The 24388-nt window shown below is 71.8% G+C and carries 15 protein-coding genes, 2 tRNA genes and 2 pseudogenes; 3 read left to right on the forward strand and 16 right to left on the reverse strand.

Annotated features, from left to right (window positions below; genetic code table 11):
- Positions 1-22: 22 nt before the first annotated feature.
- Positions 23-487, forward strand: a complete 465-nt coding sequence (locus tag E4N62_RS23325; RefSeq protein WP_230217350.1) for a PPOX class F420-dependent oxidoreductase — start codon at positions 23-25, stop codon at positions 485-487.
- A gap of 99 nt (positions 488-586) precedes the next feature.
- Here E4N62_RS23325 and E4N62_RS23330 read toward each other — a convergent pair whose 3' ends face one another.
- The 10 genes and pseudogenes from E4N62_RS23330 to E4N62_RS23375 all read right to left on the reverse strand — a co-directional run bounded on the left by E4N62_RS23330 (position 587) and on the right by E4N62_RS23375 (position 11808).
- Positions 587-1348, reverse strand: coding sequence for a TetR/AcrR family transcriptional regulator (locus E4N62_RS23330; RefSeq protein WP_230217352.1), 762 nt, complete (start codon positions 1346-1348; stop codon positions 587-589).
- 249 nt (positions 1349-1597) lie between these two features.
- A pseudogene (locus E4N62_RS23335) lies at positions 1598-3034 on the reverse strand (MFS transporter); the annotation flags it as partial.
- A gap of 169 nt (positions 3035-3203) precedes the next feature.
- Positions 3204-5468, reverse strand: coding sequence for a glycosyltransferase family 39 protein (locus E4N62_RS23340; protein WP_230217354.1), 2265 nt, complete (start codon positions 5466-5468; stop codon positions 3204-3206).
- Positions 5465-6901: a bifunctional glycosyltransferase family 2/GtrA family protein gene (locus E4N62_RS23345; protein WP_230217356.1), complete on the reverse strand. Its 1437-nt coding sequence runs from the start codon at positions 6899-6901 to the stop codon at positions 5465-5467. The genes E4N62_RS23340 and E4N62_RS23345 overlap by 4 nt, the downstream gene beginning before the upstream one ends.
- Positions 6902-6941: 40 nt before the next feature.
- Entirely contained in the window at positions 6942-8711 is a 1770-nt protein-coding gene (locus tag E4N62_RS23350; RefSeq protein WP_230217358.1) for a HAMP domain-containing sensor histidine kinase, read from the reverse strand.
- On the reverse strand, positions 8708-9448 hold the full coding sequence (locus E4N62_RS23355) for a response regulator transcription factor (protein ID WP_033526721.1): 741 nt from the start codon (positions 9446-9448) through the stop codon (positions 8708-8710). Before E4N62_RS23355 ends, E4N62_RS23350 begins: the two co-directional genes overlap by 4 nt.
- A gap of 358 nt (positions 9449-9806) precedes the next feature.
- On the reverse strand, positions 9807-10694 hold the full coding sequence (locus tag E4N62_RS23360; RefSeq protein ID WP_230217360.1) for a DUF2797 domain-containing protein: 888 nt from the start codon (positions 10692-10694) through the stop codon (positions 9807-9809).
- A 220-nt stretch (positions 10695-10914) separates the two neighbouring features.
- Positions 10915-11136 (reverse strand): hypothetical protein, encoded by a 222-nt coding sequence (locus E4N62_RS23365; RefSeq protein WP_033526723.1) that lies wholly within the window; start codon positions 11134-11136, stop codon positions 10915-10917.
- Between the two features lie 308 nt (positions 11137-11444).
- Positions 11445-11517: transfer RNA gene (locus E4N62_RS23370), tRNA-Arg, on the reverse strand.
- 200 nt (positions 11518-11717) lie between these two features.
- Positions 11718-11808, reverse strand: a tRNA-Ser gene (locus E4N62_RS23375).
- A gap of 457 nt (positions 11809-12265) precedes the next feature.
- Here E4N62_RS23375 and E4N62_RS48835 point away from each other — a divergent pair.
- Both E4N62_RS48835 and E4N62_RS23385 read left to right on the forward strand, forming a co-directional pair.
- Complete coding sequence (locus E4N62_RS48835; RefSeq protein WP_230217363.1) at positions 12266-12616, forward strand: SSI family serine proteinase inhibitor; 351 nt, start codon at positions 12266-12268, stop codon at positions 12614-12616.
- A gap of 362 nt (positions 12617-12978) precedes the next feature.
- Positions 12979-18402 (forward strand): PAS domain-containing protein, encoded by a 5424-nt coding sequence (locus E4N62_RS23385; RefSeq protein WP_230217365.1) that lies wholly within the window; start codon positions 12979-12981, stop codon positions 18400-18402.
- A gap of 92 nt (positions 18403-18494) precedes the next feature.
- On the opposite strand, the gene E4N62_RS23390 is transcribed toward E4N62_RS23385, so the two are convergent.
- From E4N62_RS23390 to E4N62_RS23415, 6 genes and pseudogenes are all read right to left on the reverse strand, one after another.
- A complete protein-coding gene (locus tag E4N62_RS23390; protein ID WP_230217367.1) occupies positions 18495-20153 on the reverse strand; it encodes a long-chain fatty acid--CoA ligase in 1659 nt (552 codons plus the stop codon).
- A gap of 165 nt (positions 20154-20318) precedes the next feature.
- A complete protein-coding gene (locus E4N62_RS23395) occupies positions 20319-20984 on the reverse strand; it encodes a SigE family RNA polymerase sigma factor (RefSeq protein ID WP_230217369.1) in 666 nt (221 codons plus the stop codon).
- Between the two features lie 226 nt (positions 20985-21210).
- Positions 21211-22377 carry a lipid-transfer protein gene (locus tag E4N62_RS23400; protein ID WP_230217371.1) on the reverse strand — a complete coding sequence of 389 codons (1167 nt, stop codon included), beginning with the start codon at positions 22375-22377 and terminating at the stop codon, positions 21211-21213.
- Positions 22374-22787: a MaoC family dehydratase gene (locus tag E4N62_RS23405; protein WP_230217373.1), complete on the reverse strand. Its 414-nt coding sequence runs from the start codon at positions 22785-22787 to the stop codon at positions 22374-22376. The genes E4N62_RS23400 and E4N62_RS23405 overlap by 4 nt, the downstream gene beginning before the upstream one ends.
- Positions 22784-23811: pseudogene (locus tag E4N62_RS23410) on the reverse strand (OB-fold domain-containing protein). The gene E4N62_RS23405 and the pseudogene E4N62_RS23410 overlap by 4 nt, the downstream one beginning before the upstream one ends.
- 241 nt (positions 23812-24052) lie before the next feature.
- Positions 24053-24358, reverse strand: a complete 306-nt coding sequence (locus E4N62_RS23415; RefSeq protein WP_215456812.1) for a hypothetical protein — start codon at positions 24356-24358, stop codon at positions 24053-24055.
- Positions 24359-24388 lie beyond the last annotated feature (30 nt).

Genomic DNA, 24388 nt, shown 5'->3' on the forward strand with positions numbered 1-24388 from the left:
CCCCCGGCCCTACGCTGAGCGCATGGCACGGAACATCGCGACCAACACCTCGGTCTCCCTCGAAGAACTGCTCGACTTCGTACGCCCCCGGCACCGGGCGCTCCTGCTCACCCGGCGGTCCGACGGAGGTCCTCAGGCCTCCCCGCTGACCTGCGGTGTCGACGACTCGGGCCGGATCGTGGTCTCCACGTACCCCGAGCGGGCCAAGACCCGGAACGCCAAGCGGGACGAGCGCGTGAGCGTCGTCGTGCTGAGCGACGACTGGGACGGCCCCTGGGTGCAGATCGACGGCACGGCCGAGGTCATCGACTCGCCGGACTCGGTCGAGCCCCTGGTGGAGTACTTCCGCAACATCTCGGGCGAGCACCCGGACTGGGACGAGTACCGCGAGGCGATGATCAAGCAGGGCAAGTCGATCATCCGGATCACCCCGGTGAGGTGGGGACCGGTGGCCACCGGCGGCTTCCCGGCACGGCTGGCCCAGTAGAACCCTCGTCGCCGTCCGCGACGAGGGCGCCTCGACCTCTCGTGGCCGCCCTCGTTGCGCGCTCCTCAACCCCTCGTCGCCGTCCCCGTCGAGCGCTCCTCAACCCCTCGTCGCCATCACCTCGATGCCGGCGACGAGGGTGTCCAGGGCGTAGACGAAGTCGCGTTCACGCATCGCCTCGACGGTCTCGCCGCCGCGGGCCTCCATGAGGTCGGCGGAGTGCTGGATGACCTCATGGGGTGCGAGGGAGTCGGACACCGCGCTCATGGCGTTGCGGAAGTACTCCTCCTGGGTCATCCCGGCCGTGGCGGAGCGTTGCGCGAAGTGGCCCTCGATGGTGCCGAAGCCGTACACGAACTGGAAGACCGCCGCGATGGCACCGGCCTGGCCGCGCGTCGGCAGCCCGGTGCGGCGGATCACGCGCTGCACGGCGAGCGAGAAGTCCAGCGCGCGCGGGCCGATGTTGAGGAAGGTGCCCGCGAGAGGTGACACCCAGGGGTGGCGGACCAGGACCGCCCGGTACTCCCCGGCCAGCGTGCGCAGTTGGTCCCGCCAGTCCTCGTCGGAGTCGGGCGGGGGCAGCCGCATCTCGTCGAAGGCCTGGTCGAGGGCCAGTTCCAGCAGGTCGTCCTTGGTGTCCACGTACCAGTAGACCGACATCGCCGTCACGTGCAGCTCGGCCGCCAGCCGCCGCATCGAGAACTTGGCGAGCCCCTCGGCGTCCAGCAGCCGTACGGCCGTCACGGTGATCCGCTCCCGGTCCAGCCCCGAGGGCTGTCCGCCCCGCCCGCCCCGCGCCTTCTCGTCCAGCCACACACTGGCCCGCGCGGAACCTCCGGACCGACCGGCTCCCTTCACCATGACGCACCTTCCGAGAACGGCTTCCTCTGTTTCTCCGCCGGTGACGATGCTAGGCGGAGACCACCGGCTGGAAGGGCCGCGCGCAGCGCGCCCTCCAGGGGCGCGGGGCTGTATCGATGTGCGGCTCCGCCGCGTGGGCGCGAGCAACCACGAACGACCCGCAGCCGCCCGACAACAGACCCCCACCCTATGAGGCGCCCACCAACTCCGCTCCCCTTCTCCGCCCGGTGCAGCAGCCCGCCGCCACCAACCCCCGAGCAGCACAGCCACCGCCCCCACCAGCAGACTCCGTCTCCACTCCGGAGGAGAACGCCGACACCACCGCGGCCCGCTCAGCAGCCGTGTCCGCCCCCGCCAACGCCGCCGGCAGCGACGCCGCCGCCACCGAGACCAGCGCTGCGAACCGCGAGTTGAGCACGGCCCCCAGCACCGCCACGCCCAGCCCTGTGCCGAACTCCGCGAGCGTGCCGTTGATCCCGGCGCCCACCCCCGCCTTGGCCGGCGGGATCGCGCTCATGATCGCGTGCGCCATCGCCGGGTTGGCGACCGCGCAGCCCACCCCGATCAGCACCAGCCCGAGCAGTGTCCCGGCGTAGCCGCCGGAGGCCATCGTGGCGATGGAGACCAGACCGCCCGCCATCAGCACCATCCCCAGCGCGATGGACACCGGCGTCCCGAGCTTCGCCGTCCACTTCGCCGACAGGCCCGAGAAGTTGAGGACGACGACGACCAGGGCGAGCGGCGCGGTCCGCAGCCCCGCCTCCAACGCGTCGTAGCCGAGCACGAACTGCAGATGCTGGGTGAGGAGGAAGAGCGCGCCTCCCATGCCGAACGTGATGAGGACGGCCCCGGCGACGGCACCGGTGAAACGGCGGTCGCGGAAGAACTGGAGGTCCAGCATGGGGTACGGGACACGGCTCTCCCAGTACGCGAACGCCGTGAGGACGACCGCGGCGACGGCGGCCGTGGCGAGCACGCGGCCCGAGGTCCAGCCGTGTTCGGGGCCCGAGATGATCGCGTAGACGAGGGCGGTCATACCGACGGTCGACAGCAGCGCACCCAGCAGGTCCGGCCGGTCGCCCTGTGAATTCTTCGACTCGGGGACCAGTGCGATCACGGCCACCACGCCGAGCGCGGCGACCGGCAGGTTGATCAGGAAGATGGCGCCCCACCAGAAGTGACCGAGCATGAAGCCGCCGAGGAGGGGGCCGGCCGCGAAGCCGAGCGCGTTGACCGCCGCCCAGATGCCGATCGCCCTCGGCTGCTCCTCGGGCGTGAAGATCTGCATGGCGACGGCGAGGGTCGTGGTCAACAGCAGCGCGCCGCCGACACCCATCCCGGCCCGCGCGGCGATCAACTGCCCCGTGGACTGGGCGAGTCCGGCCACGAGCGAGCCGATACCGAACAACACCAGCCCCGCGATCAGCATCTTCTTGCGGCCGTAGCGGTCGGCCGCGCTGCCGGCGGTGAGCAGCAGGCCCGACTGCACCAGCGAGTACGCGTTGATCATCCACTGGATGTCCGAGGTGGCCGCCCCCAACTCCTCGGTGAGGGACGGGATCGCCACGTTCAGCACGGTGTTGTCCAGCAACACGGTCAGCTGCGCGAGACAGATGACACCGAGGATGAGCCAGCGCTGTGGGTGCCCCTGGGTGGAGGGGCGGCGGGGACGGCGGGGGTCGACATGTTGTACACCGTAGAACAGCTCTTATACGGCGTACAACGCGGTTTCCCAGCCCTCCCAGCCCTCCCAGCCCTCCCGACCCTCCCAGCCCTCCCGGCATACGAAAGGGGCGGTGGCCCGGGAGTTCGTCCGCATCCCGGGCCACCGCCCCGCTCACGTCGCGGCCTTGGTCTACTTCGCCTGCGTCAGGTCGTAGAACGTCGTGCCGTCGACCGTCACCGACTCGAAGTTCTCCTGGACCCAGGAGCTGATCTGCGAGGCGGTGCCGTCGCTGCCGCCGCCGCCCATGCGGCCGCCCGAGCCACCGGCGATGAAGTAGTGGATCTTGCCGTCCTCCACGTACTTCTTGAACTCCGCGAGGGTCGGGGACGGGTCGGTGCCGTTGAAGCCTCCGATCGCCATGACGGGGTCGCCGGTGGAGAGCTGGTAGCTCGCCGCGTTCTGGGCGCCGATGGCGGCGGCCGCCCAGGTGTAGTCCCCCGCGTTCTTCTCCAGCAGTTCCTTGGCCTCGTCGCTGACGGAGCTGCCGTTGATCAGGCCGCCCATGCCGTCACCGCCGCCGCCGGCCGTACGACCGCCGTCACCGTTCTGCGCCTGGCCGTTGCCCTGACCCTGCTGCTGCTGACCCTGGCCCTGCTGGTTGTTCTGGCCGCCGCCGAAGCCGCCGGCCGGGGGCTGGCCCATCCGACCGTTGCCCTGTTGGTTGTTCTGACCCGGCATTCCGCCACCGCCACCACCGGGGCCACCGCCCATGCCGCCACCGCCGCCGGGGCCACCGCCCATGCCGCCGCGGGTCGACGGACCGGCCGTCACGATCGAACCGGTGTGCCCCTCGTTGAGGGTGGTGAGGGTGTACGCCGTCGGGCCTGCCACCGCCGTGACGAGGCTCAGTCCGACGACCGCCAGGGCCAGCCGCCGCCCCAGCTTGGCCACGAAGACCAGCCCGAGCGCGGCGACCAGACCACCGACGAGCACGACCCACTTCAGCCAGGGCAGATAGTCGGAGGAGCGGTTGAGGAGGACGTAACCCCAGACGGCCGTGGCCGTCAGGGCGGCGGCCAGCGTGATCGACGCCCAGAACTTGTCCCGCTGGTCCCAGAGCAGCGCCGCGCCTATGCCGATCAGCGGAGCGATGTAGGGGGCGAGGGCCACCGTGTAGTACTCGTGGAAGATGCCCTGCATGAAGCTGAAGACCACCATGGTGATCAGCAGCGAGCCGCCCCAGAGGAGGAAGGCCGCACGGGTGGCGTCCGTGCGCTTCAGCTTCCGCGTGGCCCAGATCGCGGCGCCGAGGAGGATCAGCGCGGCCGGGATCAGCCAGGAGATCTGACCGCCGACGGAGGAGCTGAACATCCGGTCCCAGCCGGTCTCACCCCAGTTGCCGCCACCGCCGCCACCGCCGCCACCGCCACCGCCGACGCTGCCGGTCTCCTCGCCGTTGAGACGGCCGAGACCGTTGTAGCCGAAGGTCAGTTCGAGGAAGGAGTTGTTCTGCGAGCCGCCGATGTACGGGCGGGAGGACGCGGGCCACAGCTCGACGATGGCGACCCACCAGCCGCCGGCCACGACCATCGCGAGCCCGGCGAGCAGCACCTGGCTGACCCGCTTCCTCACCGAGGCCGGTGCGAAGACGACGTACACGAGCGCGAGGACCGGCAGGATCAGGAACGCCTGCAGCGTCTTGACCAGGAAGGCGAGGCCGATGGCGACACCCGCCCAGACCAGCCACGTCGTCTGCGCCTTCTCCATCGCGCGCAGCGTGCAGTAGACCGCCGCGGCCATCAGCAGCGCGAGCGCCGCGTCCGGGTTGTTGAAGCGGAACATCAGCGCGGCGACCGGCGTGAGCGCGAACACCGCCATGGTGACGAAGCCGGCCGTGGCGTTGAAGCGCCGGCGCACGGCCGCCCACAGCACCCCGGCGGTGGCGACGGCCATCAGGACCTGCGGGAACAGGATCGCGGAGGAGTTGAGGCCGAAGAGCCGTACCGACAGGGCCATCGGCCAGAGGGAGGCCGGGGGCTTGTCGACGGTGATCGCGTTGGCGGAGTCCAGCGAGCCGAAGAAGAAGGCCTTCCATGACTGGCTGCCCGCCTGTACGGCCGCCGAGTAGAAGGAGTTGGCGTATCCGGAGGCTGTGAGGTTCCAGGTGTAGAGCCCGCCGATGAGCAGGAGGGCGAGGAGGAAGACGGGGCGGATCCAGCGGTGGTCCTCGGGCCTGCCTCTCCACAGGCGCCTGGCGAAGGGCTGCCCGGGCTCGCCCGCGCTCGGGGCCGAGGGCTCGGCGGGCGCCTCCGGAACGACCGGTTCCTGTACGGCGGTCGCGGAGGGCGGGGGTCCCCAGTCGGGACCGGGACCGGGACCGGGGGCGGGGGCGGGGCGGGGCAGGACCGGGGCGGGATCGCCCGGCCTACTCGTCGTCTCGAAGTGCGTGGTCATCGTGCGTTCCTCGAATCCTGATCGTGCGGGCGTACCGTCACCGTCGCCGCGGTCACGTGGACCGGCGGAGCCGGGCGGTGCGAAACCAGCTGGTGCGGGGCCGGGCGGTGCGGAGCCGGGCGGTGCGGGGCGACGACGGTCGAGCCCGTGGCAAGGGAGCCGTCGACGAACGAGCCGTCGACGAACGAACCGTCACGCCGGTCCGGGAACACCCACGCCCGGAAGAGCAGGAACCGCAGCACCGTCGCCGCGAGGTTGGCCGCGACGAGGACCGCCAGTTCCGTGGAGTGCGCGGGGGCGGAGGTCGCCGCGTGCAGCGCGGCGAGCGAGCCGCTGGTGAGGGCCAGTCCGATGCCGAACACCACCAGCCCCTGCGCCTGGTGCTTGATGACACCGCCGCGGCCCCGGACGCCGAAGGTGAGCCGTCGGTTGGCAGCGGTGTTGGCGATCGCCGAGACCAGCAGGGCGAGCGCGTTGGCGATCTGCGCGCCGGAGAAGGCCCGGAAGCCGCTGTAGAGAAGCAGGTAGAACAGGGTGGAGAGGCCACCCACCACACAGAAACCGAGGAGTTGGCGGGCGAGGCCGCGCGGCACGTCCTGGATCTCGCGGTCCCGGGGATCGTCCCCGAACGGCCGTGCGAGCCGGTCGAGCGCGAGGGATCCCGTGGCCAGCGCCTTGCCCACCCGCCAGACACCCTTGAGGTCGTCGGTGGCCGTCTTCACGATGTGGACGGTCGAGTTCGGGTCGTCGACCCAGTCCACCGGGACCTCATGGATCCTGAGCCCGGCCCGCTCCGCGAGCACCAGCATCTCGGTGTCGAAGAACCACCCGGTGTCCTCGACCAGGGGCAGCAACGCCTGGGCGACGTCCCGGCGTATCGCCTTGAACCCGCACTGCGCGTCGGAGAACCGGGCCTGCAGCGAGCCGCGCAGGATCAGGTTGTACGCGCGGCTGATGAACTCCCGCTTGGTGCCGCGCACCACCCGCGAGGAGCGGGCGAGCCGGGAGCCGATCGCGAGGTCCGAGTGGCCGGAGATCAACGGGGCGACGAGCGGGAGCAGGGCGTTGAGGTCCGTCGACAGGTCCACGTCCATATAGGCGAGGACCGGCGCGTCGGACCCGGACCACACCGTCCGAAGCGCCCGCCCGCGTCCCTTCTGCTCCAGGCGGAAGGACGTCACCTCGGGGAGCTCCGCCGCCAGCCGTGCCGCCACCCGCGGGGTGGTGTCCGTCGACGCGTTGTCCGCGATCGTGATGCGGAACGTGTAAGGGAACGTGCGCGCGAGGTGCTCGTGCAGTCTGAGGACACACGGCTGGAGGTCCTTCTCCTCGTTGTAGACGGGGATCACTACGTCCAGGACAGGCGTACCGGCGTTTCCGGCCGGGAGGTGCTCCCGCGCCGGCAGGGTGTCGGGAGAAGAGTCGGTTCGCATGCCAACCACATTCGCGAGCCGCTCTGTTATGCCCGTGTGCTCACACTGTGGTGCGCCTGTGAGTCCGATCGTCAGGTGTCGCGCCGGTCACCAGCCCGTTGTCGTCGAAGGCGCGGTCGACGGCACGGTCGAAGGCGTCGTCGAACACGCCGTCGTCCCGACCGTCGTGCTGACCGTGGTGCTCACTGTGGTGCTCACCGTCGTACTGGACGCCGTCGAGCTCCCAGTTCGCGGCGTCGTCGAGCAGCGGTACGTCCCGGCCGAGGGCCGGCAGATGCACGGTGAACACGGTCCTGCCGGGCCCGCTGTCGACGGTCACGGCGCCGCCGTGCGCGTCGGCGACGGCCTGCACGATGGCGAGCCCGAGTCCGGTCGAGCCGGAGGCCCTGGACCGCGACGAGTCCCCGCGCGCGAACCGCTCGAACACGTGCGGCAGCAACTCCTCCGGGATGCCCTGTCCGTCGTCCTCGACGTCGACGCACATCCACGGCCCGCGCCGCTGCACGCGTGCGGTGACGGTGGTGCCGGGTGGCGTGTGCGTCCGGGCGTTGGCGAGCAGGTTGACGAGCACCTGCTGGAGCCGGGCCGCGTCCGCCGACACGAGGGCGGGCACGTCCGGCAGGTCGAGCCGCCAGCTGTGGCTCCGCCCGGCGACGCGCGCGTCGCTGACGGTGTCCACGACGAGGGGGATGAGGTCGGTCTGCTCGAACTGCAACGGGCGTCCCGCGTCGAGCCGCGCGAGCAGCAGCAGGTCCTCGACGAGCATGGTCATCCGCCCGGACTCGGACTCGATCCGCCCGAGCGCGTGCCGGGTGTCGGGCCCGATCTCCTCCCGGCCGCGCCGGGTCAGCTCGGCGTACCCGCGGATCGACGCGAGCGGCGTCCGCAGCTCGTGACTGGCGTCGGCCACGAACTGCCGTACGCGCGTCTCGCTCTCCTGGCGTGAGTGCAGGGCGCCGTGGATGTGGTCGAGCATGCGGTTGAGCGCGGCGCCGACCTGGCCGACCTCGGTGTGCGGATCGGTCTCGGACGCCGGCACCCGCTCGTTGAGGGTCACCTCACCGGTGTGCAACGGCAGCTCGGAGACCCGGGTCGCGGTGGCCGCCACCTTCCGCAAGGGCCGCAGCGCGACCCCGACGAGCACGGACCCGGCGATACCGGCGGCGACGAGCCCGGCGCCGGTGATGCTGAGTTCAACGGCGATGAGGGTGCTGAGGGTATTGGTGACGGACTTGGTGGGCAGGCCCACGTAGAACGCGTCACCGTCTTGGTTGGGCTCGTACTTGACCAGGTAATCGCCCTGGTCGGGCAGGCTGACCTTGTGCGTGTCGCCGTCCTTGGCGACCGTGGCGAGCGCGGCGAGGTCCGCGTCGCTCAGCGTGATGGCCCTCATGTCCGGCAGGCCGGTGGTGCTGGAGTTCGCCAGCTCGCCGACGACGCCCTTGACGATGGTCCCGTTCTGCACGACGGCGCCGATGGTGTACTCCGGCGAACCGCCCCTCGTGACGAACTGGAGCTTCTCGTCCGTCGTCAAGGTGCTGGTGTCGAAGTCGCCCGGCGTGACGATCCTCACGCCCCCGGGCCCCTTGGGCCCGTCGGTGCGCTTGGCGATGTCCTTCACCTCGGACGCCAGCTGCTGGTACAGATGCTCACTCAGCGCGAACGTCGTCACGGTTCCGATGACGGAGGCCACCACCGCGATCAACGCCACCGCGGAGACGACGAGCCGCGTACGCAGCGTGCGCGGCCGTCCTCGCCTCAGCCACGGCCGCGGCTGTCTCTGCGTACGCGTCCGTCGTCGCCCGCTCATGACGAGGCGGGCTTGATCAGATAGCCGGCTCCACGCCGGGTGTGGATCATCGGCTCACGCCCGGCGTCGATCTTGCGCCGCAGATACGAGATGTAGAGCTCGACCACATTGGCCTGGCCACCGAAGTCGTACGACCACACGCGGTCGAGGATCTGCGCCTTGCTGAGCACGCGCCGCGGATTCCGCATGAGGAACCGCAGCAGTTCGAACTCGGTGGCGGTGAGGTGGATGTTCGCCCCGCCGCGCGACACCTCGTGGCTGTCCTCGTCGAGCATGAGGTCACCGACGACGAGCACGGAGTCGGAACGACGGTCGGCGGCACCGGACCGGCGGATCAGCCCGCGCAGTCTCGCCACGACCTCTTCGAGGCTGAACGGCTTGGTGACGTAGTCGTCGCCACCGGCGGTGAGCCCGGCGATCCGGTCCTCGACCGCGTCCTTCGCCGTCAGGAAGAGCACCGGCACGTCCGGCAGCTCACGCCGCAGCCGACCGAGGACGGTCAGCCCGTCCATGTCGGGCAGCATCATGTCGAGGACGACGGCGTCGGGCCGGAAGTCCCGGGCGGTCTGGAGGGCACCCGTGCCGTCCCCCGCACTCCGGATCTGCCATCCCTCATAGCGCAGGGCCATGGACAGAAGTTCGGTGATCGACAGCTCGTCGTCCACCACAAGCACTCGGACGGGGCTCCCGTCCGGCCTCAGCAGTTCGGTGCGCCCCTGGGGCGAGGTCGTGGTCATGCTGAACACCTTGTCGAGGCCCCCTGAGAACACCCTTTCCGGAACCTGTGATTTTTCTGAGAAACGCACAGGCGCCTCTCAGGAACCCCCTGGGAAGATCCCCGACTTCTGGGACACTGACCCCTCCGACCAGCAGTTTTCTGATCGTCCGCACGGCGTTCCCCAGGCTGCCTCACTGGGGCCCCACAGCCCCGCGACCTCAGGGACGCCCCCGGCACGGCCCCTCACTCACCCCACTTTTACGAAAGCGCCGTCATGATGCCCCCGCCCCACGAGAGCGACGCTCCCGCACCCGTCGTCTCAGAACAGCCAGTCGTCTCACGACAACCAGTCGTCTCAGAACAACGCCGTCGTCGTCTTAGAACAACCCGTCCTGCACGCTCCCGTCCCCTCGGCTCCGCAACTCCCGTACGGGCAGGGTGAGGACGTCCCGGGAGCCCTCGCCCACGGGTGCGGTCAGTTCCCAGCCGGTCATGAGCCGTGTGTCGAGCACGACGACTCCGCGCCCGGTCGCCAGATGAAGATCGGGTCCGGCGACGGCGAGGATCTCACCGCCCACGGCCCCGCCCGGGGCCAGCTCGGTCACCACACCGTCGGCGGCCGGCAACCCGTCGAGCCCGAACGCCCCGAAGTGGTCGACGGCTTGGAAGGGAAGGCGCTCCAACGACTCGGGCCACGCCGCGAGCCCCTGGGCGCGCCCGTGCAGCTCGGCCAACTCCCCGACACGCTCCTCGACCGTCGGCAGCCCGGCCCGCACGACCCGCTTCTCGGCGTACGGAATCCGATCAGGCACGCCGAGAGCGGCCCGCAGCATCTCCTCCGACCGCCGGGCGGCCATCAACGGCCCGCGCCCGAGCCACCCGAAGCAGACCGCGCCCTGCTCCAACAACCGCGCCGGCCCCCGCTCGACGGCGGTGATCCCGACCTTCACCATGCCGGGCCCGAACCACGCGAGGTACACGTGATACGGCCGCGGGTCGTCGGCGATCGTGTCGGCGGCCACGGAGTGCGCCCGGTCGAGCCGCGCACACTCCTCGCACCGGGCGCCCGTACTACGCCCGGGCACCTCGGCCCGCACCGGACACGGGTTCCCGCGAGCGCCGACGCACGTACGCCCGTCGCTCACGACCTCGAAGGCCACCGCTTTCCCCCGTGGCAGCGGACTGCCCCGTCCACCCGCCCACCGCAAGGACGGCGCCCCGTCCTCGCCCCAGCGCAGCCCCGTACATCTCCACACGCGTGCCATCCCTCACGACAGTAGAGGGCACGACTGACAACGCGTCCGCCCGGTGAGCGGGACGCGGACGTCGGGTACGGCGACCTCGGAGCGGCACGACGGACTCGGCCGGGCTCTTGCGGTCATGGCGGACTCGGGGCATGGCGGAACCGAGGGGCGCGCCCCTCCCGATCGAAACCCGACCGCGATGCGGACGTCCGGCCGTCCGGCCGTCCGGCCGTGCGTCGTCCTACAGCTTGCTCATCTTGCTGTACGGGCTGAGGATCCGCTGCCGCGCCGAACCGAAATCGACGAGCGCCGCGATCCCGTCCTCGATACCGATCACCCGGCCGAGACCGTACATGTCATGCGTGACCTGGTCGCCCACCGCGAAGTGCTTGGGAGGCGGGGCGACCGGGGCCTTGAAGGGACTGGTGGGCAGATAACGCTTCGGTGCACCTGGCTTTGTCATTGCGACCAGTATGCGCCAACCACCGGGACCCCCGACCGGCCAAGAGCCACTTGATCTTCATCCGCAGAGCGCCGCACAGCGCTCCAACAGCTCTGCCAGCGTCAACACTGCAGCCCCACTCAGCCGAAAGCGGGAGTCTCCGGTCGCTCGCGGCAGGTGAACCACGCTGGTTCCGGGCCCGGGTCAGCGGTGATCGAGCCTCGCCACCGACCAGACCCGGGGTGGTGTGTACGCCTCTCTCCCCACTCCGCAGACACGGCAAAAGCCAGAGGCCCCGTGGATCACTCCACAGGGCCTCTGGTCTGCTGTGCACTCGGCAGGATTCGAACCTGCAACCTTCTGATCCGTAGTCAGATGCTCTATCCGTTAAGCTACGAGTGCTTGTTCTGTTTTTCGCCGGTCCCGGTCCTTTCGGCCCGTTCGCGGCGACAGGAAGAACATTACATGACTGCCGTCGGCATGTGAAATCCGTTTGCCACACCCCTTGTGACCTGGGAAAACGCCTTGTGAGGGTGGTCTTGGGACGAGTGCGGGAACGACGAAGCCCCGGTCGCGTGGACCGGGGCTTCGGTGATCAAGCGCGGAGGCGGAGGGATTTGAACCCTCGATGGGATTGAAGTCCCAAACCGCATTAGCAGTGCGGCGCCATAGACCGGACTAGGCGACGCCTCCAGCACAACCGCCCGCGCGAGCGCGAGTGGTGCGTGCAGATGATGACACAGCCTGGTGGGCTGTCACCAATCGCCTCCCACGGTACTAGGCGGAGAGGCCGCAGAGCAAAGCCGTATGGCACGTCGGGAGCGGTGCGGCGCACCGGCCGCGCGGGGCGGACACGGCGCACGACGGCGCCGCAACCGTAGGGCGGGCATGGCGTTAGTCAGGTCATGTTGCAGAGCCTTCCCGGCGCGCGCCGGAAGCCCCCACAGGTTCATCCACCCCCTCGCCGCCACGTCTCCCTCCGCGCTCCCCACCGCCACACCCCCACCCCAAACCCCACCCGCCCCGCCCCCACCCTGGGCCGGGTCCTCCTCGGGTCGTCGCCTCGGTCGCCGCGGGTGCCGCCGGCACCCTCGCGCCGGCGGCGCCGGGCGCGTACGCCGCCGAGGCCGTGTCGCGTCCCGCGCCGCCCATGCCCAGCCCGGCCGCCAGGCCCGGGGACCGGCTGACCGTCACCGTGCGCCAGGCCGGCGGCGGCGCGGACGGGACCTTCGAGCTGCGGTGCCATCCGGAAGGGGGCACGCACCCGGACGTACGGGAGGCATGCGGGCGGCTCGATCGCCGGACGACCTGGGGGACGGATCCCTTCGCACCGGTCCGGTCCGGCACCGTGTGCACGATGCAGTACGGCGGACCGGCCACCGCGCACGTGACCGGGACCTGGGCCGGACGCCGCGTCGACGCCCGTTTCGACCGCGGCGACGGCTGCGAGATCGCCCGATGGGACGACATGGTTCCCGTCCTGCCCGACCTCCGCGCGTAAGAGGAGGGAGGGAGGGAGGAGGGAGGGAGGGAGAGGGACGTAAGAGGGAGGAGAGGAGAGGAGAGAGGAGGGGCGCGAAATCGGCCATGCCTCGGGCGGCACATACACCCGTCCCGGTGCCCGCGCCCAGACCGTACATATGTGCCTCCGCCAAGGTCCTCCGGCAAAACACACGGTCACGGCATCCCCGTCCGTGCGGTCACGGCATCTCCGTATGTTCGGTGTGCGACCTCCCTCTCATCCGGCGTCGCGAGCGCAACCTCTGCCCGTAGACTCCCTCGCGTGACACGTTGCGGGCCCGTTGGCAAGATGGCCATGGGCCCAGCGGTCGGCAAGGTGCGGTAACAGGGAGGAAGCGTCTCGTGAGCAGCAGGCCATCCCGAGGCGCTGCTCGCCTCGCAGCCATACTGGACGCACTGCCCGATGCGTTGGTGCTGGTCAACGCCAATGGGACCGTCGTCAACGCCAACACCATCGCGCTGGAGGCCTTCGAGGCCCCCGGCACCGCCCTGGTCGGACGCGGCCTGCTGGACCTGCTGCCCGAGTTCGACTCCCGGCTCATCCCGGGCTCCATGCGGCGGCCCGACACCATGGACCCGACGGGGCGGACCAAGCCGACCCGGATGATCGCCCGCCGGACCGACGGCAGCGAGTTCCCGGTCGAGGTCACAAGCGCGAATCTGGAGAACGGGCAGCAGGCGTACGACGGTTACGGCTACGCCAATGACGAGCTGCTCATGCTGGTCGTACGGGATCTTTCGGGCACTGTCGACACCGAGGCCGAACTCGCGCGTTCGCAACGGCAGACCGAGATGATCCTGCGGGCCGCGTCCGAGGGCGTGGTCGGGACCGACACCGACGGTCGGATCGTCCTCGTCAATCCGGCCGCCGCTCAGATACTGGGTTATCGGGCCAGTGACCTCGGCGGACGCGAGCTGCACACCCTCGTGCTGCACTCCCGCGAGGACGGCGCCCCCTTCCCGTACACCGAGTCGCCGCTCGCGGACACCTTGAAGTCCGGGCGCAAGCACCGGGTGCGCGGGCAGGTGGTGTGGGCGAAGAACGGCGAGAAGGTGTCGGTCGACCTGACGACCGCGCCGGTGCGCGACGGGGACCAGCTCGTCGGTGCCGTGATGACGTTCACCGACCGGCGGCCGTACGACAAGCTCGCCGAGGAGAAGGACGCCGAGGCCGAGACGCACGCGGAGGAGCTGGAGCGGCTCGCCAAGGAGCACGCTGAGGAACTCGCGAGTGTGCGCGAGGAGCACGCCGCCGAGCTGGCCGAGTTGGGCGAGCAGCACGCCGAGGAACTCGCCGCCGGGGACGAGCGGTACGCGGCGCTCGGGGAGCGCGAGAAGGACCGATACGAGGCGCTGGCCGCGCGGCACGAGCAGCTGCTCGCCGTGCTGGGCACCTCGCTGCGCGGTCCGCTCGACCAGCTCCGCAGCGAGCTGGGCACGCTCGCCGCCGACGACGCCGGGCAGCTGTGGCCCGAGGCGAACCAGGTCCTGCACCATCTGACCGCCGGGTACTCGCGGATCACGACACTCATCGACAACGTGCTCGGCTACCAGCGCATCGACGCGGGCGAGGACGACCTCGTACGTACGGCGGTGATGCTCGACGCGGTCGTCGCGGCCGGTGTCGACGGGGCCGTGGAGCTGGTCGGGCCGGGGCGGGTGCAGTTCGCCGTGCACGCGCCGCCCATCGAGGCCGAGGTGGACCAGGCGCGGCTCGCGACCGCCCTCGCGCATCTCGTCGCCGATGTCGCCGGTGTCGACGCGACGGGCAACGCGCCCATGTCCGCCGGCGGCTACATGGACAACACCGTCGTCGTGGCGGCCGCGCAGCGTGGTGAGGTCGTGCGCATCGAGGTGCGCGGGCCGTACGCCGGGGGAGACCCGGTGCACCAGCCCATCGTCCAGGGGATCGTGCGGGCGCACGGCGGTGTGCTCCAGACGGTCGAGGTTCCGGGGATGAGCGGCAGCGCGTATGTGCTGGAGGTACCGCTCGGCGGTGGCGCCGGGGCGATGCCGGTCGCGCAGCTGCCCGCCGCGATGGGCGTCGAGGCCGATCCCGGGGCCGTGGCCACCGGTGCGGAGATCGCCCTGCCCGAGCAGGCCCCCGTCGGTGGCGGGCGGCGGCGGGCGCGGCGTTCATCGGTGGACGCGTTCCTGGAGAGCGAGGACGCTCCCGAGGGCCCGGACGCCGAGGCCGCGGTCGCCCCGACCGGTCGGCGCCGGCGCAGGGCGGAGGACGCGGCGGGTGTGCCGGGCGCGGCCGTCGGCGCGACCGGTTCCGGTGAGGGCGCCGAGGGCGAGGGCTCCGGGGGTACCGGACGGCGCCGTGGACGTGCCGCCGCTGCCGAGGCGGCCGGTGAGGGCGTGGCCACCGAGGGCGCGGTCGTCACGGCGGCCGAGCACGCGGCGGGTGCGGCTGCCAACGCCACCGGATTGGGCGGGACCGTACCGCCGCAGGGTGTGCCCGCGCCCGGCGGACGGCGTGCGCGCCGGGAGCCCGCGGCGCAGAACGGTGCACAGAACGCGAACGCGCCACAGAACGCGTTGCCGCCGGCGCTGCCGGCCGGGCCGGGCGCGGCCAACGAGGCGACCGCCGACGCCACCGCCGCCGAGGCAGGCGGTGCCCAGCAGCCCACCGGTCGCCGTCGTCGTGCCCTCGGGGGCGTCGAGGAGCGTGCCGCCGCGCCCGAGCCGGGCCCGCGAGCGGTCTTCGCCCTGCCACCGGCCGAGGCCGACCGGGGTCCCGAGTACACGGAGGCCACCGGCCTCGGCCCGGTTGCGCTGCCGGGGGCGCCCGGCGCCCCCGGCGGACCGATGCCGATGCCGATGCCGATGCCGTTGCCCGCCGGAGCCGCCGGGACGGCTGTTCCCGTCCAGGCCGGGGAGGGGTATGACGGCGAGGGTGACCAGGGTGCGGCGGCTGCCGCTGCCGGGGTGCCCGCCGCCGGTGGACAGGTCCTCGTCGGTGGGCCCGTGCCGCCCGGGGGAGTCGTGCCGGGCGCAGGGGCGGTGCCTGCCGGAGGGCCGGTGCCCGCCGCCGGTGCGGGGCAGCAGTTCACCGGAGCCGGCGTCGGCGTCGGTGTCGGTGGCGGTGGCGGTGTCGGTGTCGGACAGCCGCTTCCGCAGAGCGGTCCGGGGGCGCCGGGTGGCGTTGCCGGGCCGGGCTCGGGGCAGGTGGCCGGTGCCGGGCCGGCACCCGGAGGTGGCCAAGTGGCCGCCGCGGGGGCGCTGCCGGGAGCCCCGGTCGGCGGTGCCGACGACGGTCGCCATGACGCCGCGTTCCACGACGCCGGTGACGACCACACCCCGCCGCAGCCGCACCCGGTGCCCACGCCCACGGGCCGACGCCGCGCGGTACGGCAGCCCGCCCCCCAGCAGGGCGACGGCGCGGGCATGACGGCACCGGGGCAAGGGGCGACGCCGCAGGGCGCCGCCCCGCAGGGCATTCCCTCGCAGGGGGGCCCTGCTCAGCCGGTCCCCGCCCAGGGCGGGCCGATGGCCGCCGCGCAGTCCGTTCCCGCGCAGGGGATCCCAGGCTCTCCACAGGCCGTACCCGTACAGGGTGTCCCCGGCGGCCCGCAGCCCGTACCCGCCCAGGGCGCCGGGGTGGTTCCCGGTCAACCCGTCCCCGCGGGGATCGCGGCCGCGCAGTCCGTCGCTCCGCAAGGGGTCCCCGGCGTCGCCGCTCAGTCAGCCCCCGGACAAGCTCTTCCTGGTCAGGCCCTCCCCGGGCAGGCGGCCATGGGGCAGCCTCTCGCCGCGCAGGCCGCCGCTGTTCAGAACGCCCCGGGACAGCCAACCGTCGGACAGCCCGTCGTCGGACAGCCAACCGTCGGACAGCCCGTCGTCGGACAGCCTGTCGTCGGACAGCCCGGTGCCGTCCAGGGAGTCGTCCCGCCGCAAGGGGCGCCCGGTGACCGGCAGCAGGTGCCCGCGCAGGCCGGAGCCCTCGGGCACTCCGTCGTCGTACCGGGCGCACAGGGCGTACCGGGGATCCAGGCCATGCCCGGTATGCAGGGCGTACCCGGCGCTCAGCCCTCCCCTGCCCAGTCCGCTCCCGCTCAGGTCGCCGCCCCCGGAACGGCCCAGCCGCAACAGCCGCCGCAGTCCTGGCCGGACCCGCGCCACGAGATCTCCGGCGCCGGCATCCCCGGACCGGCTCCTCAGGCACCGCTGCCCCCGCAGTCGACCCCGTCCTCGGGCACCCCGCTGCCGCCTGAGGTCGCCGTCCAGCAGCCGCGCGCCGCACAGCCGTTGCCGGCCGAAGCCGCAGCCCCGGCCCGAGCTCAGACCCAAGCCCAACCTCAGGCCCAGGCCCAGGTGAAGGCGCAGGCCGCACCGACGCCGACCGCGCACGCCGCAGGAACCGCCGCCCCCGCCGCCGCCCCTGTCGACCCCAACTCCACCCAGGGACGGTCGATCAGCGTGCGGACGCTCGGCCAGGGTGTCCCCTTCTCCCGTCAGGGCGGCCCCCAGGCCCAAGCGCAGGCACAGGCCCAAGCGCAGGCACAGGCGCAGGCGCAGGCGCAGGCGCAGGCAGCACGGTCCGGCGTACAGGCCGCCGCGCAGGCGCAGCCCCAGGCCGGGTCCACGCCCGCCCCGAACCAGCCCGGCGGTTCCGGCAGGCGCCGCAAGCTGGGCACACCGCCCCAGCCGACCGGCGACCGCCCCGAGACGGCCGCGCGCCCTCACCCGCAGTCCACCCCGAGCAATGGCACGGGTCTGCGGGTCGGCACCGGTCAGACTCCGCCCGCCGGCCAGGCCGCGGCCCAGCCACAGACGGCCGCGCAGGTGTCGCAGCCCTCTCTCGCCGGGCAGGTCCCGCTCCCGCCGCAGCCCTCGCTCGCCGGCCAGGTTCCGCTTCCGCCGCAGCCGTCCCTCGCGGGACAGTCCCGGCTGACGGGCCGTACGGAGGGTGCCGGGCGGTCGTACGCCATAGGGGCGCCCGACGAGAACGCGGACGAAGGTCCCGAGCCTCTCGACGGGCCCGGCGGCGCGGTGGAGGTCCCCGACCGGCCGCATCCGCAGCCGATGGACGACGAGTTGCCGCCGGAGCCGCTCGACAATCCGCGTCGGCTGCTGGTGTGGCCCGCGCCGGACGTGACCACCCACCAGGCGCTGAGCGACCGGGGCTACCGGCCCGTCATCGTGAACTCCCGCGAGGACGTGGACGCCCAGATCGCCGCGTACCCGGCCGCCCTGTTCGTGGACCCGCTGACCGGTCCCATCACCCGCACGGCCCTTCAGTCGCTGCGGCAGGCCGCCGTGGCCGCCGAGGTCCCCGTCCTCGTCACGGCGGGCCTCGGTCAGGCGACGCGTGAGGCGGCGTACGGAGCCGACCCGGCCATCTTGCTGAAGGCGCTCGCGCCGCGTGACTCCGAGCAGCATCCGCCGCGTGTGCTGCTCATCGAGGAGCACGCGGAGATCGCGCTCGCCCTGACCGCGACGCTGGAACGGCGTGGCATGCAGGTCGCGCGGGCGGCGTCGGACGCGGACGCCGTCACCCTGGCCGCGCAGATGCGGCCCAACCTCGTGGTGATGGACCTGCTCCAGGTGCACCGCCGTCAGGCCGGCATCATCGACTGGCTGCGGGCGAACGGCCAGTTGAACCGCACCCCGCTCGTCGTCTACACGGCCGCCGTCGACCAGTCCGAACTCCCGCGCCTGGCCTCGGGGGAGACGGTCCTCTTCCTCGCGGAACGCTCGACGAGCCCCGAGGTACAGACCCGGATCGTGGACCTGTTGGCACGAGTCGGCACGAACTGAACCAGAACTGAGCCCACGGACAGCAACAGTTGGGGCGGTGTTTCACGTGAAACACCGCCCCAACTGCCTTACGTGCGCGTGCTGGATCTGCGTCAGATCTGCGTCACGTCCAGCGAGCCCTCCGCGTACTGCCTCCGCAGCACCTTCTTGTCGAACTTGCCCACGCTCGTCTTCGGCACCGACTCGATGATCGTCCAGCGCTCGGGGAGCTGCCACTTGGCGATGTGGCCCTCGTCGGCGAGGAAGGACCGCAGGGCGGCGAAGTCGGCGGTGGAGCCCTCCTTCAGCACGACCGTGGCGAGGGGGCGCTCGCCCCACTTCTCGTCCGGCACGGCGACGACGGCGGCCTCGGCGACGTCCGGGTGGGCCATGAGCGCGTTCTCCAGCTCGACCGAGGAGATCCACTCACCACCGGACTTGATGACGTCCTTGGCCCGGTCGGTGAGGGTGAGGAAGCCGTCGGGGCTGATCGTGCCGACGTCGCCCGTCTTCAGCCAGCCGTCCTCGCTGAACTTGTCGTCGGGGCGGATGGGCTCGGCACCCTGGCCGCCGAAGTAGGCACCCGCGATCCAGGGACCCCGGACCTCCAGCTCACCGGCGGACTCGCCGTCCCAGGGGAGGCGTTCGCCACCGGGGCCGGTGAGGCGGGCCTCGACGGAAGCGGGGAAGCGGCCCTGGGTGAGGCGGTAGGCGAACTCCTCCTCCGAGCCCGGCTCCACACCGGCCGGCGGCCGGGCGATCGTGCCGAGCGGGGAGGTCTCCGTCATGCCCCAGGCGTGGCAGACGCGCATGCCCAGCTTGTCGAAGGCCTGCATGAGGGCGGGCGGGCAGGCCGAGCCGCCGATGGTCACCTGGGTGAGCGAGGCGACCTCGCGCGGGCGGGCGGACAGCTCCGCGAGCAGGCCCTGCCAGATGGTGGGCACAGCGGCGGCGTGCGACGGCTTCAGCGTCTCGATCATCTCGGCGAGCGGCCCGGGCTGCAGGAAGCGGTCCGGCATCAGCATGTTGACGCCGGTCATGAAGGTCGCGTGCGGCAGACCCCAGGCGTTGACGTGGAACTGCGGGACGACGACGAGCGAGAGGTCCTCGTCCGTCAGGCCCATGGACTGGGCCATGTTGACCTGCATGGAGTGCAGGTAGATCGAGCGGTGGGAGTAGACGACGCCCTTGGGGTCGCCGGTGGTGCCGGAGGTGTAACACATGGCCGCGGCGGTGCGTTCGTCCAGCTCGGGCCAGTCGTAGGTGGTCGGCTTGCCGGCGATCAGGTCCTCGTACTCGTGCACCTGGACGCTCGCTCCGGCGAGCAGCGACCGGTCGCCGGGCCCGGCCACGACGACGTGCTCCACCGGCTTGAGGTGCGGGAGGAGCGGCGCGAGGAGGGGGAGCAGCGAACCGTTGGCGATGATCACGCGGTCGGCGGCGTGGTTGACGATCCAGGCGAGCTGCTCGGGGGGCAGCCGCAGGTTGAGGGTGTGGAGGACGGCGCCCATGGAGGGGATCGCGAAGTACGCCTCGACGTGTTCCGCGTTGTTCCACATGAGGGTGGCGACCCGTTCGTCGCCGTCGACGCCGAGGTCCTCGCGCAGGGCGTGGGCCAGCTGCGCGGCGCGGGCGCCGATCTCGGCGTAGGAGCGGCGGTCGGGCTCACCCTCGCCGGTCCAGGTGATCACCTGCGACGTCCCGTGGATGCTCGACCCATGGGCCAGGATCCTGGAGATCAACAGCGGTACGTCCTGCATGGTGCTCAGCACGGCGTCCTCCCGGGGCGGCTCTGCCTACGCGGTGGTAACGGTTGCGCTGATTCTGCTCACATACCGCGCGGTATGTCACTAGGTGTCGGGATGATCGATCAGAGAACGTTGCCCGAGGAGCTTGGAGAAGCTTGATCGCAGCCGCATGTCAGGCCAACGATCGGGCTAGCGGACGGGTTCCAGCTCCGGGTCCTCGCGCAGCTTGCCCAGCGCGCGGGACACCGCCGACTTCACCGTGCCGACCGAGACGCCGAGCACCTCCGCCGTCTGGACCTCGCTCAGGTCCTCGTAGTACCTGAGGACGACCATGGCCCGCTGCCGTGCCGGCAGCTTCATGATCGCCCGCCACATCGCGTCGTGCAGCGCCTGCTGCTCGGCCGGGTCGGCGGCCTGGACCCCGTCGGGCTCCGGCAGCTCGTCGCACGCGAACTCGTCCACCTTGCGCTTGCGCCACTGGGACGTCCGGGTGTTCAGCAGCGCCCGGCGGACATAGCCGTCGAGGGCCCGGTGGTCCTCGATGCGCTCCCAGGCGACGTACGTCTTGGCCAGCGCGGTCTGCAGCAGGTCCTCGGCGTCGCACGGGTTCGCGGTCAGCGAGCGGGCGGTCCGCAGCAGCACCGGCTGGCGGGCCTTCACGTACGCCGAGAACGACGGGTACGACAGCTCCGCCAGGCCCGGCAGGGTCTGGCGGGTCGACCGGGCGGAGTGCGAGCGGGCCGAGGTCGAACGAGCCGAGGTCGAACGAGCCGTGGTCGAACGAGCCGAGGTCGACAGGGTCCGCGGCACTGGTGCAGCGGCCTGCGAAGCGCTGGTGCAGACGGGTGTGGTCATGGCTCCACGCTAGGAGCGGGCCCCGCCCGGCGGATCGGCCGCAGGTCCCGAAGACGAATCCCCCTCAGGTTGTAGGAGTGGGGCGGACCCCACCTACTGGAGGTGGATGAACAGCCCCCAGGTACTGAGGGTGTAGCCCTGAGAACCACCTGCCCAGGGTGTACGGCGCCCGTCCCACCGGACCCCCGAGTGCCCGAAGCCCCCTCAGCCGCCCCGCCCGCACCGCTCACCCGTCCGTCCCCAGCACCAACCCCGAGGTGGGCACCCCCGTCCCCGCGGTGACCAGCACCCGCTCGGCACCGGCGACCTGGTTCACGGAGGTGCCCCGCAGCTGTCGTACGGCCTCCGCGATGCCGTTCATCCCGTGCAGATACGCCTCGCCGAGCTGCCCGCCGTGCGTGTTGAGCGGCAGCCGGTTCTCGGCGACGAAGTCCGCCGCCTCCCCCGGCCCGCAGAACCCGAACTCCTCCAGCTGCATCAGCACGAACGGCGTGAAGTGGTCGTACAGGATGCCCACGTCGACGTCGTCGGGGCCCAGCCCCGAGGTACGCCGGAGCTGTCGGGCGACGACGCCCATCTCCGGCAGCCCGGTGAGATCGCTGTCGTAGAAGCCGGTCATCTGCTGTTGCGCCCGGCCCGCGCCCTGGGCGGCGGCGACGACCACGGCGGGCGGTCTCGGCAGGTCCCGCGCGCGCTCCACCGAGGTGACGACGAGCGCCTGACCGCCGTCCGTCTCCTGGCAGCAGTCGAGCAGCCGCAGCGGCTCGACGATCCAGCGCGAGGCGGCATGCTCGTCGAGGGTGATGGGGCGGCCGTGGAAGTACGCCGCCGGGTTCGTCGCCGCGTGTCTGCGGTCGACCACGGCCACGTGCCCGAACGCCTCCGGGGTCAGCCCGTACGCGTGCAGGTAGCGCTGCGCCGCCATCGCGACCCACGAGGCGGGCGTGAGCAGCCCGAACGGCAGCGTCCAGCCCAGGGCCACGCCCTCCGCCGACGGCTCCCGGTGCCGTACCCCGGACCCGAACCGGCGCCCCGAGCGCTCGTTGAAGGCCCGGTAGCAGACCACGACCTCCGCCACGCCCGTCGCGACCGCGAGCGCCGCCTGCTGCACGGTCGCGCACGCGGCGCCGCCGCCGTAGTGGACACGGGAGAAGAAGGACAGCTCGCCGATGCCGGCCGCCTGCGCGACCGTGATCTCCGGGCTCGTGTCCATCGTGAACGTCACCATGCCGTCCACGTCCGCCGGCGCCAGCCCCGCGTCGTCCAGCGCCGCGCGCACCGCCTCCACGGCCAGCCGCAGCTCGCTGCGCCCCGAGTCCTTGGAGAAGTCGGTCGCGCCGATGCCGACGATCGCGGCCCGCCCGCCGAGCCGGTCCTTGGTCCGTACGCTCACACCGCCTCCCTCGGGGGCAGGGGTCGGGGCAGGGTCAGGGTCACCGTGCCGGTGACGTGCCGCCCGACGCCGTTGTCGCCGATCACCTTGACCGTGACCGTCGGTCCGTCGGCCGTCTCTACCGTGCCGGTCAACACCATCGTGTCGCCCGGATAGTTGGGCGCTCCGAGCCGGATCGCCACCTTGCGCAGGACGGCGTCCGGTCCGAAGTGGTCGGTCACGTACCGCCCCACCAGCCCGTTCGTCGTCAGGATGTTCATGAACACATCGGGCGACCCACGCCGCCGCGCCAGCTCCGGATCGTGGTGCACGTCCTGGTAGTCGCGCGAGGCGATCGCCCCCGCGACGACGAGCGTGCGGGTGATCTCGATCTCCGACGGCGGGATCACGTCCCCTGCCTCGACCCTCACGCCGACACCGCCCCCTCCTGCGCCTCCGCGGGATCCGTCGGCTCCGCGGGCCCCGCCACCTCCGCGGGACTCGCCGGCTCCGCAGGCCCCGCCGGCTCCGCGGCCCCCTCGGGACCCGCGCGGAACACCGGAAGCTCCAACTCCTCGTCGTAGCGCTCGAATTCGAGCCGGACGGGCATCCCGATCCGCACCTTGTCGTACGGCACCCCGACGACGTCGCTGACCGTCCGCACCCCCTCCACCAACTCGATCAGCGCAACGGCGTACGGCGGATCGAAGGCCGGGAAGGGCGGGTGGTGCATGACGACGTACGAGTACACGACCCCCTCGCCGCTCGCCTCGACCGTGTCCCACGCGGCCGAACCGCACGCGTTGCAGCCGGGCAGCCAGGGGAGGCGGAGCGTGGCACAGTCGGCACAGCGCTGGATGAGCAGCCGGTGCCGTGAAACGCCTTCCCAGAAGCCCGCGTTGTCGCGGTTGACGACAGGGCGGGGACGACGGGGCCGTTCCTGGGGTGGGGACGTTCTGGGGACGGCCAGGGCGCGTGGGCCGGGGCGTACTTGAGGATCCGGAAGCGATGGGTGCCCACGAGTTCGTCGCCCACGCGCACATCCATCCGGGTCGTGACGAAGTACCCGGTGCCGAGCCTGGTGGTCTTCCGCTCCGACACCGACTCGATGACCGAGTCGAACGTGACCTCGTCCCCCGGCCGCAGCGCCCGCAGGTACTCCTGCTCGCAGTCCGTGGCGACGACGGAGGTGCATCCCGCGTCGTCGAGCAGCGCGAGGAGTTCGTCGTACGCCGGTGCGCGGGTCTCGTGGCCGCTCAGTCCGCCCATCGTCCACACCTGGAGCATGGTCGGCGGCGCGACGGCGTCCGGTCCGGTGTACGCGGGGTTGGTGTCCCCCATGGCCTCGCACCAGTGCCGGATCATGGGCGAGTTGACGGGATCCTTGCCACGGCCGCCGAGGACGGCCGCGCGCCCCTCGTAGGCCTTGAGCCGTACGGACAGGTCCTCGACCATGGTGGCGCAGCCCCCTCCGACTTTTCTGACTGTCCGTCAGATTGAGGGCCTGCCGCCACGACTGTCAAGGTCGCCGTGGGACGGGAAACGCCTGTGCGGCGATGCCGCAGCACCGCCGCACAGGCGTGTCACACCCCACAAAACATGCCCCACTCGTCCTACGTGGTCCGAGGGCGGTGGCCCCGAGGCCGGGGCGACCTCATCCGTCCACCCCCGGCCCGGCCGGCCGCCCTCGCTCGGCTCACCAGAGGTTGGTGAAGCTGACGACCGCGTTGTCCTGGTCGATGGCCGTGAAGCCGGAGCCGTTGACCTGGGCGGTGTTGTTCTGGTTCGAGGCACCCGAGCCGTTCGCCTGCTGCTGCGAGGTCGACGAGTTGCCGTTGTTGTCGTGGCCGACACCGCTGCCGACGATGTTCGCCACGCCGGCGTTCGATCCGTTGTCCGCGATGGCACCGTTGTCGGCCGTCGCGACGCCGGTGAACAGGGCGGCGGCGAGCGGGAGAGCCGAGACGGCGGCGAGAACGCGGGCGGTACGGATGCTTGCCATGTGCATTTCCTCCAGGGCCTTTCACACAAG

Origin of the sequence: Streptomyces sp. MNU76, from assembly GCF_020982545.1 — a bacterium.
Lineage (GTDB): Bacteria > Actinomycetota > Actinomycetes > Streptomycetales > Streptomycetaceae > Streptomyces.